At 67.5% G+C, this 13370-nt stretch carries 12 protein-coding genes and 1 tRNA gene; 11 read left to right on the top strand and 2 right to left on the bottom strand.

Going from position 1 to position 13370, the window contains the following annotated elements:
* The first annotated feature begins 8 nt into the window (after positions 1-8).
* From flgL to AB4851_RS19205, 10 genes are all read left to right on the top strand, one after another.
* On the top strand, positions 9-920 hold the full coding sequence (gene flgL, locus AB4851_RS19160) for a flagellar hook-associated protein FlgL (RefSeq protein WP_414451075.1): 912 nt from the start codon (positions 9-11) through the stop codon (positions 918-920).
* Positions 921-938: 18 nt separating this feature from the next.
* Positions 939-2108, top strand: a complete 1170-nt coding sequence (locus AB4851_RS19165) for a hypothetical protein (RefSeq protein WP_414451076.1) — start codon at positions 939-941, stop codon at positions 2106-2108.
* A gap of 177 nt (positions 2109-2285) precedes the next feature.
* On the top strand, positions 2286-3140 hold the full coding sequence (locus tag AB4851_RS19170) for a flagellin (protein WP_414451077.1): 855 nt from the start codon (positions 2286-2288) through the stop codon (positions 3138-3140).
* Positions 3141-3305: 165 nt separating this feature from the next.
* Positions 3306-4349 carry a FliM/FliN family flagellar motor switch protein gene (locus tag AB4851_RS19175; protein ID WP_414451078.1) on the top strand — a complete coding sequence of 348 codons (1044 nt, stop codon included), beginning with the start codon at positions 3306-3308 and terminating at the stop codon, positions 4347-4349.
* A 3-nt stretch (positions 4350-4352) separates the two neighbouring features.
* Entirely contained in the window at positions 4353-4706 is a 354-nt protein-coding gene (locus AB4851_RS19180; RefSeq protein WP_414451079.1) for a FliM/FliN family flagellar motor switch protein, read from the top strand.
* A gap of 22 nt (positions 4707-4728) precedes the next feature.
* Positions 4729-5469 (top strand): flagellar type III secretion system pore protein FliP, encoded by a 741-nt coding sequence (fliP, locus tag AB4851_RS19185; protein WP_414451080.1) that lies wholly within the window; start codon positions 4729-4731, stop codon positions 5467-5469.
* On the top strand, positions 5469-5741 hold the full coding sequence (locus AB4851_RS19190) for a flagellar biosynthetic protein FliQ (RefSeq protein ID WP_414451081.1): 273 nt from the start codon (positions 5469-5471) through the stop codon (positions 5739-5741). Before fliP ends, AB4851_RS19190 begins: the two co-directional genes overlap by 1 nt.
* Before the next feature lies 1 nt (position 5742).
* Entirely contained in the window at positions 5743-6531 is a 789-nt protein-coding gene (gene fliR, locus AB4851_RS19195; RefSeq protein WP_414451082.1) for a flagellar biosynthetic protein FliR, read from the top strand.
* Positions 6528-7667 (top strand): flagellar type III secretion system protein FlhB, encoded by a 1140-nt coding sequence (gene flhB / locus AB4851_RS19200; protein ID WP_414451083.1) that lies wholly within the window; start codon positions 6528-6530, stop codon positions 7665-7667. Before fliR ends, flhB begins: the two co-directional genes overlap by 4 nt.
* 68 nt (positions 7668-7735) lie before the next feature.
* Complete coding sequence (locus AB4851_RS19205; RefSeq protein ID WP_414451891.1) at positions 7736-9769, top strand: flagellar biosynthesis protein FlhA; 2034 nt, start codon at positions 7736-7738, stop codon at positions 9767-9769.
* A 26-nt stretch (positions 9770-9795) separates the two neighbouring features.
* Here AB4851_RS19205 and AB4851_RS19210 read toward each other — a convergent pair whose 3' ends face one another.
* Entirely contained in the window at positions 9796-12081 is a 2286-nt protein-coding gene (locus tag AB4851_RS19210) for an ATP-binding protein (RefSeq protein WP_414451084.1), read from the bottom strand.
* A 349-nt stretch (positions 12082-12430) separates the two neighbouring features.
* Here AB4851_RS19210 and AB4851_RS19215 point away from each other — a divergent pair, with 349 nt between their 5' ends.
* The gene (locus AB4851_RS19215) at positions 12431-13123 is read left to right on the top strand and encodes a response regulator transcription factor (RefSeq protein ID WP_414451892.1); all 693 of its coding nucleotides are present in this window, start codon (positions 12431-12433) and stop codon (positions 13121-13123) included.
* A 112-nt stretch (positions 13124-13235) separates the two neighbouring features.
* On the opposite strand, the gene AB4851_RS19220 is transcribed toward AB4851_RS19215, so the two are convergent.
* A tRNA-Met gene (locus tag AB4851_RS19220) sits at positions 13236-13312 on the bottom strand.
* Positions 13313-13370 lie beyond the last annotated feature (58 nt).

The following is a 13370-nucleotide window of genomic DNA, read 5'->3' on the forward strand; positions in this document are numbered from 1 at the left end:
GCACGACGATGCGTATCGCCAGTCAGTCCTTTGGCAACTCGATGGTTTCCACGCTGCGCGGCTCGAGCGCGAAGATCGTGGATCTGACCGCGCGGCTTGCGAGCGGCCAGCGGATTCACGTCGCGTCGGACGATCCCGTCGGTGCGGTACGGCTGATGCGGCTCGAACGCGATTCCGCGATGCTCGCGCAATATCGCCGCAACATCGGCACGCTGAACGGCCAGTTGCAGAAGAACGAGCTGCATCTCGACAGCATGCAGACGCAACTCGGTGCCGCACGCGAGACGATGCTGCGTGCGATGGACGGCACGAACTCGGCGGACGATCTGCAGGCGCTGGCGGGCTCGCTGCGTTCGCTGCGCGACGATCTCGTGGCTTCGGCGAATGCCAAGGACAGCGAAGGACAGTACCTGTTCTCCGGCACGCTGACGGCAAACGAGACGGTCCGTTTCGATGCTGCCGCGCCGGCGGGGTCGCGCTATGCGTTCGGCGGCAATCTCGAGCAGCGTCAGGTCGTGGTCGGCAACGGGATGACGCAGGCGGCGAATGTCGGCGTCGACGATCTCGCCGATACGCTGAACCAGTTGGATATCGCGCTCGAGCATCTGGCGGCGAGCGACGCCAATGCGAGCGACCCGGCCACGCGCGCCGCGATGAGCACCGCGCTCGACGCGCTGGGCGCGAGCTTCGATGCGGCCGGCAACCGGATCGCGGGGCTCGGCGGGGCGCAGCGCACGCTCGATCTGCTCGACGACAACCACGAGGCGATGCTCGTCGCGAACGGCCAGGCGGCGGATCTCGTCGGCGGGCTCGATTACGCCGAAGCGACCGATGCGCTGAACAACTATCTGGTGGCGGTGAAGGGCTCGTATCAGATCTATGCGCGCGTGCGGCAGCTTTCGCTGTTCGACGTGCTGTAACGCGGGCCGGCGATGAACGTGCAGGCTTCCGGAATCGGGCGCGAACACCTCGGGCCGGTGCGCTCCGACGATGTCGTGCGGGCGGCGCGTGGCGCGGCGTCGGCGCCGGTCGCGCGTTCGGCGCAGGCGGCGTCGCCTGCCGCGGTCGCGACGTACGCCGAACGCGGATGCGTGGCGCGGGTCGGCTTCGTCGCGCGTCAGGCCGCGCTCAATGTGACGGTGACCGGCGCGCAGCGCGCGGCCGGGTTTCTCGACACGGCGCGCACGCGGCTCGGCGAGCTGAAGGCGACGCTCGCTGCGAGCGCGGCGGGCCGTCCGCTGCCCGACGGCATGCTCGATGCCTCGCTCGCGCGGGTGCGCGCGCAATGGAATGCGCGGCCGGCCGTGACGGGCGGCGCGCTCGATGCGTCGCTTGCGTTTCACGCGGCGGGCGACGCGCGGCAGTCCTTCCGGTTGCGCGCGCTGGATGCCGAGACCCTGAGCGCGGGCGGCACGGAGATGCTGACGTTTCATCCGAACGGGCTCGGCAAGGCGTGTGCGTCGGTGACGTTCGACGATGAGGCACTGGCCGGCGACGGGCTGGTCGATGACGAGGTGGCGGGCGGCGCGACGCTATCCACTGCGGTGCGAGCCGGCAATGGCCCCGAGGGCGCCCGGCGGCCCGCTGAACGGCGTGCCCATGACGCAATCGCCCGGCGGCTCGATCGTGCGCTTGCACCGGTCGGGATTCGCGTGGCGTGTGACGACGCGAACGGCCTGACGTTCACCACGCCGGAATCGAACTGGCCCGCCGTGCGCGATCGGATGATGATCCAGGGCGGCGGCAAGCGGTTCCCCGGTGGCCGCCCGAGCCGCGCGCAGGCCGATGCGTTGCCGGCCGGCGTCGATCCGGCGTCGTGGTGTGTCGACGGCCCTGCCGCGCGACACGCCACCCTGCGCGAGGTGGTGCGCACGCTCGACGAGGTGAAGCGTGCGCGGGCCGACGTGCAGCGCACGCTCGATCGCGCGAAGGCGGACGTTGGCGATGCGGTGTCTGCGCGTGGCGAGGCGCGCGAGGTACGTGAGTCGGCGGGGTCGATCGCCGCGGCGTTCGGACAGGATCGCGCGTTCGGCGTGTTCGCGTCGGTTGCCTCTACCGTGAAGGGGATGAGCCGCGCGCGGGTCGCGGCGCTGCTGACGCGCGCGTGATGCCTTCGCGGCTTGCGCGTGTCGATCCCGTTCAGGGCGGCCCGCAACGACATGACGAATTTTTTTGTCGTTGCACTTAATCGATGGCGAGGTCGGGTCGTTCAGCTTTCTCGTAGCCGGTACGGAAACCGACGGCAACAGCGAGTCCACCCATCCTGACATCAAGGAACAATCATTATGTTGAGCCTGCACACCAACTCGGCAGCGATGTCGATCCAGAAGACCCTCGGCAACACGCAAACCGACCTCAGCACGTCGATGACGCGCCTCGGTACCGGCTATCGCATCAACTCGGCCAAGGACGACGCGGCCGGCCTGCAGATCGCCACGCGTCTGTCCGCGCAAACTCGCGGCATGAACGTCGCCATGCAGAACACGCAGAACGCATCGTCGATGCTGCAAACCGCCGACGGCGCATTCGGCGAAGTGTCCAACGTGCTGCTGCGCATGAAGGATCTCGCAACCCAGGCCGCCGATGCTTCCTCGAGCGACGACGACAAGACGGCGATGCAAGCCGAATACGACGCGCTCGGCAAGGAACTCGCGAACGTGATGGCGAACACCTCGTACGGCGGCTCGAAGCTGCTGAACGGCGGCAAGCTGGCCGCCGAACTGACGTTCCAGATCGGCGCGGCCTCGGCCGAAACCATGACGGTCGATTTCAGCACGCAACTGACGTCTGTCGATACTTCGCTGACGGCCGTCAGCGGCGCGTACAAGACCCCGGCCACGCCGGGCACCGAACTGACGACCGACGCGAACGCGCAGATCGACCTGCTCAGCAAAGCACTGAAGGATGTCGGCTCGCTGCGTTCGTCGCTGGGCGCGTCGGAAAACCGCCTCGAGCACGTGTTCAACAACCTCGGCAACATGTCGACCAACACCGGCGATGCGGAAGGCCGGATCATGGACGTCGACTACGCGTCGGAAAGCGCGAACATGACCTCGAAGCAGATCCTGATGCAGGCCGGCACGGCAATGCTCAAGCAAAGCTCGAGCATGACGCAGATGGTGATGTCGCTGATCCAGTAAGGGTCGTATCGCAACAATGTTGCATCCCCGCCGGCTGCCGCGCTCTCCGCGCGGTGTTCCGGCCGGCCGGGTCACCCACGTGCCACGTTGAGACTTCCTTGAGAGTACTCGCGTGGCCGTGTCTCCATCCCGAAAATGGCGTCATTCGCCTATCGGGACTCCATCTTGTCCACGCATTCCTCCTCAGCCCGTCGATCGACCGATAAGCGCCTGCCTGTTGTGCTGGATTCCTGCACGCTCGGCCGGCCGTTTCATTTGCTCGATACGTTTCATCAGGCCTTGCAGCGGCGGCTCGCTCGCTACCTGCATGCGCGTTTCAACCGTCGCCATGGTGCCGCGCTCGACGTAACCGGCGTCTCGGCCGTCGCGGCTGCGGCGATCTCGGACGATGCGCCGTGGCGAGCGTTCGTGGCGGCGCGCGATGCGCATGGGGGCCTGCCGGGCGGCACGTCTGGCGATGACGCGGGCGATGGCCGGATAGCGGTACGGATCGAACGCGGCCTGCTGATCGCGCTGCTCGCGTGGCATTACGGCGACCAGCCGGCCGCTGCGTCCGCCGGCCTGCCTGCGGAAACCGAAACCGAGCAGCGCTTCGGCGCCGCACTCGCGCTCGCGCTGGCCGACGAATTCGCCGCGTGCGTCGCGCCGCTGGCGGCGCCGGGCTGCATGCCGTGTCCGTCGGCGTTGCCGGCGCGTCCCGCGCGCGGCGCGCATGTCGTGCGCGTGAACATCGTGAATCGCGCACACCAGCCGCCCGTGGCGCACGAGGCAGGCACGCCGGACGCGATGCCCAAGGTGCCCGACACCCTCGACAGCGCGGCAGGCACCGACCGCTCGACCGATCCCGACCCCGTAGCCAAGCCTGCACCATCCCCCCCCATTGCCGGCGCGATCGAATTCGCGCTGGACGATCGCTGGCTCGCCCGGCTGTTCGCGTCCGTGGCACCGCGGCGCGGGCCGCCGGCGAAGGCCGCCGCGGCCGGCGCCGACACGGCGCTCGAGAGCCGTATCCCGATCCGCGTGACCGCCCGGATGCTGACCCGCGATGTGTCGCTCGACGACGTGATGCGCCTTGCGCCCGGCGACGTGATGCCGGTGCGCCTACCCGACACCGCCGACGTGCTGGTCGAAGGCGTGTGCCTGTACCGGGCCGTCGTCGCGGAGCACGGCGGCACGCTTTGTCTCACCGCATTCGAAGAAATGGAGTAACCGATGAGCACGAACCCCGAACTCGATGTCGACGCGATGCTGGCCGATCTCGGCGACCACTCCGCCGGCCTGTCCCCCGACCCGGCTGCCGCACTCGCGCCGCGCCGCGCGTCGCCCGGCTTGTTGCGCAAGATCTCCGTGCGCCTGACGCTGGAGGTCGGCGGCGCGACGTTGCCGCTGTCCGAACTCGCCGCGCTCGGGCCGGGCTCGATCGTCGATCTCGACCGGCTGGCCGGCGAGCCGCTCGTGATGAAGGTGAACGGCGAGGCGATCGGCACCGCCGAGGTCGTGGTGGCCGGCGAGCACTATGGCCTGCGGATCGTCTCGCTCGACGATCTGACGGCGCTCGCGCGATGACGGGGGGCGATCCCTCGCCGGCGTGCGCGCACGCGTGCTCGCGGCTGGCGTCGCGCTCGCGCTGTGCACGCTCGCGTCGCCCGCCTGGGCGGACGCGCTGACGCTGGTGAGTGGCGCCACGAACGGCCAGCCGTTCACGGTGAAGACGCAGATCCTCGTACTGATGACGCTGCTCGGCCTGCTGCCGGCGCTGCTGATGACGATGACGAGTTTCCTGCGCTACGTGATCGTGCTGTCGCTGCTGCGGCAAGCGCTCGGGTTGCAGCAGGGGCTGCCTGCGAGAATCGTGACCGGCGTTGCCCTGGTGCTGACGATGCTGACCATGCGCCCGGTCGGCGAGGCCATCTGGAAGGACGCATTCGTGCCGTACGACCAGGATCGCATTTCGCTGCAGCAGGCGCTGCACAAGGCCGAGCAGCCGTTGTCGCGCTTCATGCTCGCGCAAACGAACAAGGCTTCGCTCGCGCAGATGGCGACGCTGTCCGGCTCCGCCGACGTCGCCAAGGCCGAGGATCAGCCGTTTGTCGTGAAGCTGTCCGCGTTCGTGCTGAGCGAGCTGAAAACAGCCTTCCAGATCGGCGCGATGCTGTTCATCCCGTTCCTCGTGATCGACATCATCGTGGCGTCGGTGCTGATGGCGATGGGCATGATGATGCTGTCGCCGCTGGTGATTTCGCTGCCGCTGAAGCTGCTGCTGTTCGTGCTGGTCGACGGCTGGGCGCTGACCGTGACGACCTTGATCACCAGCGTGAGGAGCGTCTGATGCTCACGCCCGACATTGCGGCCGATCTCGCAACCGATGCGCTGCGGCTCGTGCTCGTGGTGCTGCTCGTGCTGATCACGCCGGGGCTGATCACCGGCATTCTGGTCGCGCTGTTTCAGGCCGCCACGCAGATCAACGAGCAGACCATGAGCTTCCTGCCGCGCCTGGTCGTCACGCTGATCGCGCTCGCGCTGGCCGGCCCGTGGGTGGCGGATCGCGTGATGCACTACACGGTGGCGATCTTCCAGCGCGCGGCGCAGCTCGCCGGCTGAGATGGAGATCGTCCTCGACAGGCTGCTGCCGTTCGGCGTCGCGCTGCTCTGGCCGTTCTGCCGGATCTTCGCGGCGCTCGCGACCACGCCGGTGCTGGGCGAGGCCATGGTGCCGATGCGCGCCCGCGCGCTCGCCGCGCTGCTGCTCGCGTTGGTCGTGCAGCCCGCGCTGCCGCCGATGCCGACGCTCGATCCGTTTTCGTTCGCCGGCATCGGTGTGGTCGCCGAACAGATCCTGATCGGCGGCCTGCTCGGCTTCGTGCTGCATCTGGTGCTCGCGGCGATGCTGATGTTCGGCACGCTGCTGTCGTCGCAGATGGGCCTGTCGATGGCCGCGATCAACGACCCGGTAAGCGGCCAGACGGCGGACGTGCTGTCGAGCGTGATGATGGTCGTATTCATGCTGCTGTTCTTTTCGATCGATGGGCACCTGATGCTCGTGCAGGTGCTCGCGCGCAGCTTCACTGCGTGGCCGGTGGGCGCGTTCGCGTTCGATACGGACGCGCTCAGGCAGCTCGTGTTCGCGGTCGGCTGGATGTTTTCCGCCGCGCTCGCGCTGGCGCTGCCGGTGGTGTTCGCGACGCTCGTGGTGCAGGTCGGGCTGGGGCTGCTGAATCGCGCGGCGCCGTCGCTGAACCTGTTTTCGCTCGGTTTCTCGGTCACGACGATGTTCGGGCTGCTGCTCGTCACGTTGCTGATGCCGTCGCTGCCCGACCACTACGGCCGCATGATCGCCCACGCGCTCGACCTGTACGACCGGCTCGCGCCGGCCGCCGGAGCCGTGCGGTGAGCGCGCAGCCGGGCAGCGGCGACAAGACCGAGAAGGCCACCCCGCGCAAGCTCAGAAAGGCGAAGCAGGAAGGGCAGGCGGTGCGCTCGCGCGATCTCGCGACGGCGATCGGCGTGCTGGTGTCGATGAAGCTGATGATCGCGCTGCTGCCGGGATGGGTTGGCGACCTGCGTGCGCTGTTCGCGCTGTCGATGGCGGATCTGTCGCGGCCCGACGCGCTGCCCGATGCGGCATCGATGCTGTTCCCCGCCACGCTGCTGCTGATCGGCAAGATGCTTGCGCCGCTCGCGGCGGTGCCGGTCTGCATCGTGCTCGGCTCGCTGTTTCCCGGCGGCTGGGTGATCAGCGCGAAGAACGTGATGCCGAAGGCGAGCCGCTTGAGCCCGGCGGCCAACCTGAAGCGGCTCGTGTCCGGCCGCCATTACGTGCAGCTTGCCACCACGGTCGCGAAGGCCGCGGCGCTGATTGCCGTGCTGGTGCTCGTCTGCCGCGCGAATCTCGATCGCTTCCTGCAGTTGCGCGCGGCGCCGCTCGCGGATGTGCTGTCGAGCGGCGCCGCGATGTTCGTCGATTCGACGCTGACGCTGTGCGCGGTGCTCGCCGCGTTCGCGCTGATCGATGCGCCGCTGCAGCGCATGCTGTTCCTGCGCGGCCAGCGGATGAGCAAGCGCGACATCAAGGACGAGATGAAGCAGACGGAAGGCAAGCCCGAGGTGAAGAGCCGCATCCGTCAACTGCAGCGGCAAATGGCGCGGCAGGGCATTCGCAAGACGGTGCCCGGCGCCGACGTGGTGATCGTCAACCCCACCCATTACGCGGTCGCGCTGAAATACGACGAAACGCGTGCACAGGCGCCGTTCGTCGTCGCGAAAGGCGTGGATGAAGCGGCGCTGTTCATCCGCGAGATCGCCAACCGGCACGGTATCGAGGTGCTGGAGCTGCCGCCGCTCGCCCGCGCGATCTATCGCACCAGCCAGGTCAATCAGCAGATTCCGGCCGCGCTGTATCGCGCGGTGGCGCAGGTGCTGACCTACGTATTGCAGATTCAGGCGTTTCGCCGCGGCGTGCGCCCATCGCGGCCCGCGCTGCCGGCCGGCCTCGACATTCCCGAGCCTCTGACGGAGATTCCATCGTGACGACTTCCCCCGCGCGGTTGCGCGCGAACCTGAAACGGATCCGGGTGGCCGCGCCGCTTGCGCTGCTGATGCTGCTCGTGATGATCATCCTGCCGCTGCCGCCGGTGGTGCTGGACATGCTGTTCACGTTCAACATCGTGCTGTCGATCGTGGTGATCATGGTGGCCGTCACGGTGAAGCGGCCGCTCGATTTCTCGGCGTTCCCCACGGTGATTCTCGCCGCGACGCTGATGCGGCTCACGCTGAACGTCGCCTCCACGCGCGTCGTGCTGCTCCACGGGCACACCGGCACGCATGCGGCCGGGCAAGTGGTCGAGGCGTTCGGCAACGTGGTGATCGGCGGCAATTTCGTGGTCGGGCTGGTGGTGTTCGTGATCCTGATGATCATCAACTTCGTGGTGGTCACGAAGGGTGCCGAACGGATCTCGGAAGTGTCCGCGCGCTTCACGCTCGATGCGCTGCCGGGCAAGCAGATGGCGATCGATGCCGACCTGAACGCGGGCGTGATCACGCAGGAACAGGCGCAGGTGCGGCGCCGCGAAGTTTCTTCCGAAGCCGACTTTTACGGCGCGATGGACGGCGCGTCGAAGTTCGTGCGCGGCGACGCGATCGCCGGCATTCTGGTGCTGGTGATCAACCTGATCGGTGGCCTCGCAATCGGCGTGATGATGCACGACCTGTCGATGGCCGATGCGCTGCATCAGTATGGATTGCTGACGATCGGCGACGGTCTGGTCGCGCAGATTCCCGGCCTGCTGCTGTCGGCGGCGGCGGCGGTGATCGTCACGCGGATCAGCGACGCACGCGATTTCCAGGAGCAGGTCGCGCAGCAGTTGCTTGCGTCGCCGGTGGTGCTGTACAGCGCCGCCGCGCTGATGGCGATGCTCGGCTTGATCCCCGGCATGCCGACCTTCACGTTCCTGTTGTTCGCCGTGATTCTCGGCTTTGCCGGCTGGCGGATGGCGCAGCGGCCGTCCGCCGCCGCGGCCGAGCAGATCCGCGAGGCGAACGAATCGGTGGGCGCCGCGCTGCTTGCCGCGCCGTCGGACGCGCTCGACTGGCGCAGCCTGCCGTATGTGGAGCCGCTGTCGGTGTCGCTCGGCTACAAGCTCGTCGCGATGGTCGACGAGAGCCAGGGGGCGCCGCTCGTGAAGCGGATTCGCGGCACGCGGCGCAGCCTGTCCGAGGCGCTCGGCTTTCTGGTGCCGCCGATCGGCACGCGCGACGATCTCGGCTTGCAGCCGTCGCAATACGCGATCGTGCTGAACGGCACCGCGGTCGCGCGCGCGCAGATCCACGCCGACCGGCTGATGGCGATTCCGTCGTCGACGGTGTACGGGGAACTCGACGGCATTCCGGGCGTCGATCCCGCGTACGACATGCTCGTCACGTGGATCGAGCCCGCGCAGAAGGCGCACGCGCTCGGCCTGGGTTACCAGGTGGTCGACGGCGCGACGGTGGTCGCGACCCACGTTGCGAAGGTGGTGCGCGACGCGCTGCCCGAGCTGTTCAGCTACGACAACGTGACCGCGCTGCTGGAGCGGCTGGCGGGGATCGCGCCGGTGGTGAGCGATGCGCTCGGCAAGAGCCTGACGCACGGCCAGTTGCGTCGCGTGTTTCGCCTGTTGCTGGCGGAGAGCGTATCGCTGAAGGATATCGAGACGATCGCCGCGACGCTCGTCGAGGCGGCGGACAGCACGAAGGATCCGATCCTGCTCGCGGCCGAAGTGCGCTGCGCGCTGCGTCGCCAGATCGTTGCGGATCTGACGGGCACGCAGCCCGAGATTCGCGGCTTCAGCCTGACGGGCGAGCTGGAAAGCCTGCTGCTCGGCTCGCTGGCCCGCTCCGAACAGGCCGGCGGCCGGGTGCCGCTCGACGATTTCGCGGTCGATCCGAACGTGCTCACGCAATTGCAGACGACGATGCCGGGCGTGCGCGATCAGATGAAGCAGGCGGGTGCGACGCCGGTGCTGCTGGTGATTCCGCGCTTGCGGCCGATTCTGGTGCGTTATGCGCGCTTGTTCGCGCCGGGGCTTGCGGTGTTGTCGTACAACGAGGTGCCGGAGGCGAGGGAGGTCAGTATCGTCGGCACGCTCGGATGAGCGTGGGCGTTGCGTGCCGCGCCCATTCAGTCGTCGACGATATCGATCGCGATCCGCTTCAGCCGGATGGTAAACCGGCTGCCGGCGCCGGGCGTCGACTGCACGTCGATCGTGCCGCCGTGCCGCTCGACAACCGCCTTCACGAACGGCAGCCCGAGCCCCACGCCCTGGCTCGCGTCCTTCGCGTCGTTGCCGACCTGGAAGAACGGCTCGAACAGATGCGGCAACGCGGTGCGCTCGATGCCGATGCCGTGATCCTCGATGCGCACCGCCGCGCTGTCGTCGTCGGCATCGATCCAGACCTCCACCGACGTGCCCGGTGCCGAATACTTGATTGCGTTGTCGAGCAGGTTCACCAGCGCGCGCAGCAGCATGTCCTGATTGCCCAGCACGAACAGGTCCGGCCCTTCGTGATGCGGCCCGTTCAACTGTATCCGCTTCGCGGTCGCGCCGTGCCATACCTGATCGATCGCTTCCGCCGCCAGGTCGTTCAGCGACAGCGGCGTGCCCGCCTGCGGGTCGAAATGTTCGGCGCGCGAAAGCTGCATGAAATCCTGCGAGACGCGCAGGCTGTAGTTCACCAGCCGTTGCAGATCCGCGAGGAACGCGGGATCGGCTGTCGAGCTCGTGCGGCCGCGCGCCTCGACGAGTGCGAGGATCGACGAGAGCGGATTGCGCAAGTCGTGCGCCATGTGGCGCAGCGTCTGCCGATCGCTCGCCACCGCTTCCTTCAGCGCGTGGACATCGACGAAACAGATCATGCTCGCGGTGCCCGCCGCGTCGTCGAACGGCGTGACCATCATCAGGTGATCGCGCTGCCGGAGCGTCATTTCGGCGGAGCGGATCTTGCCGGTGGCGTGCGCCTGCACGATCTCGTCATGCGCCAGGGCGAGGATGGCGGCGTCGCGCGCAGCGCCGTCCGGCTGCGGGTCGAGTGCCGCCAGCATCGCCGCGCCGCGCTCGTTGCGCAGGATCAGCCGGCCTTCGCGTTCCACGAAGACGGGGTACGGCAAGGTCTGGATCACGTCGACGTAGGTGGTCTGCCACGCGCGGATCTGACGCATCGCGTGCTGGAGCGTCGGCGGGCCGGCGCTGGCCTGCCCGACCAGCGGCGAGCTGGCGGATCGTTCGTTCAGCGAATGGAACTCGCCGAGCAGGAAGCCGCGAATGCGGTTCGCGTGCCGCCAGCCATACACCGCGAAGATGATCGCGCAGACCTGCACCGTCGGCCCGATCGGAACCAGGTAGTGCCGATCGATCAGCAGCAGCGTGGCGATGCCGATGTAGAGCGCGATCCAGGCGAGCGCGCAGCCGTACATGCGCCGGCCCGGCACGAATGCGCAGATCGCCAGCATGCCCAGCGCCGTTGCGAGACAGACGACGAGCTGCAGGCTTCGCGACGTGCGCTTGAGCACCTGGCCGTCGAGCAGGGCTTCCGCCACCAGCGCGTCGATCTGCACGCGCCGCAGCGGCTTGCTGACCGACGACAGGTTGAAGTCGCCCGACAGATCCGCCGTGATGTCGCCGACGAATACGATCCTGCCCGCGAATTCGGACGGGCTCACGCGGCCCTTCAGGACATCCACGTACGAGTACTGATCGAGATCGAAGTGCTGCGGGAACGCGAGCGCGAGGCTGTCCGGCACGATCCGGCCCATGGTCGCGACGTGATTCTGCAGATACGGGTGCAGATCGCCGACCGCCGGCTGCAGGCCGGCGACGCGCAGCGCCTCGAGCACCACGTGCGGGCGCCGCTCGCCGTGCGGACCGTCCGGGATGAACGGCACGATGCCGTACACCTGGTTATCCGCGCCGATCACGAAACTGCGCGGGCCGGTGGCGGCCGCCGCACTCGCGAGCGCGGGGGCGGGCGGAAGCTGGCTGCCCGGCGCGTAGCGCGCGTTCGATGCCGCCAGCGTCGGCAGCACCACGTGGCCCTGCTTGCGCATCGCCCGCGCCAGTACGGCATCGTCGGGCCGGCTGTCGGACAGCATGAAGTCGATCACCACTGCCGACGCCTCCGACAGCCGATCGAGCAGTTGCGCGTGCACCGTGCGCGAGAAGCTCGGGCCGGCGCCGAGTTCGGCCAGCGTGCGCTGGTCGACACCGATGACCGCGATTTCGTGATGGATGTGGTTGCGTGTTTGCTTCGCGACGAGATCGTCATACAGCCGGTCGAGCGGCGCGAATATCGATTCCGCCGTCGGCGTGGCCGCGAGCGCCGCGAGCACCAGCATGCCGGCGGCGAGCAGACTGCTGCGCCATTGCCGGACCGGCGCGGCGCTTCGGAGGGGCGTGAGCCATCGGCGCATGGTGGAGACAGGGTGAGGTCGGGACGGTCGGGGGTTCTGGCCTGCCCCGCTGCGCGAGACAGGCGCGGGGCGTGGTGTATCGCGTATCGGGAAGGGCCTGTCGATCATAGAGCAAGCGTGAGGCAGTCCGCCATCGGGGAATGGCGCCTTCAGGACTGCGATTTATCCGATTCGGCGGGCGGGCGTTGACAGTCTTTCAATAAGCTATCAATACGGGATTCGCGTTGATCCTCTGTTGAGGAATATAGGTATGCTGACGAATTGGCGAATAATATTCGGCTTGCGGGGGACGCAGCCGATGGCTTGGCTGCGTGCCTGTTCTGATCACGCAATCAACCATGGATGGATCATGATCGTCGGAATACTCGAGGACGTCGTCGCGCAGGCGAACACGGTTGCCGGCTGGCTGGAGAAGGCGGGCTACGAGGCGCTCGTGCGCCATGACGGCGACAGCTTCATCGAGGCCGTTCAGGCGCAGCGTGTCGATGTGCTGCTGCTCGACTGGGACGTACCCGGCAAATCCGGGATCGAGGTGCTGCGCTGGGTACGCGAGACGTTCGCGGCTGCCCAGCCGGTCATCATGATGACGCAGCACGACGGCGAGAACGACATCGTGTTCGGGCTGAACAGCGGCGCCGACGATTATCTGGTGAAGCCGCTGCGCGAACGTGAGCTGCTTGCGCGGCTCGGTGCGCAGGTGCGCAAGTACTACCCCGAACTGCAAGCACCAAAAGTGATCCGCCTTGGCCGGGTCGTGCTGGATGTCGGCGCGCGTGCCGCGGCGGTGGACGATCGGCCGGTCGAGCTGTCGCAACGCGAATTCGATCTGGCGACGCTGCTGTTCGAGAACGTCGGGCGGATCGTGTCGAAGGACGTAATGAGCAAGCGGATTTGGGGCGCGGTGGATCGCAAGTACGACGCGACGCTCGCGACCTATGTGAGCAAGCTGCGAACGAATCTGGGGCTCAGGCCGAAGAACGGCGTGGTGATCTCGACGGTGTACAACTTCGGGTACCGGCTGGAGCGTAGCGGGGAGGAGTAAAGGCGCTGGAGCGGTTGGCTGGCGGTGGCGAATGGGCTGAACCCGTCCACCTGCCATCCGGAGTTGCAAAAGGAAAAGCCCGCAACACTTTCGCGTTGCGGGCTTTTGAATTTGGTGGCGAATCAGGGATTCGAACCCCGGACCTGCGGATTATGATTCCGTCGCTCTAACCGACTGAGCTAATTCGCCAACAGAAAATCGATTATGAAGAAGTGGCCGAGGCCTGTCAACACCTTTCTGGAAAAAT

Origin of the sequence: Burkholderia sp. 22PA0099 (genome assembly GCF_047497165.1) — a bacterium.
Lineage (GTDB): Bacteria > Pseudomonadota > Gammaproteobacteria > Burkholderiales > Burkholderiaceae > Burkholderia.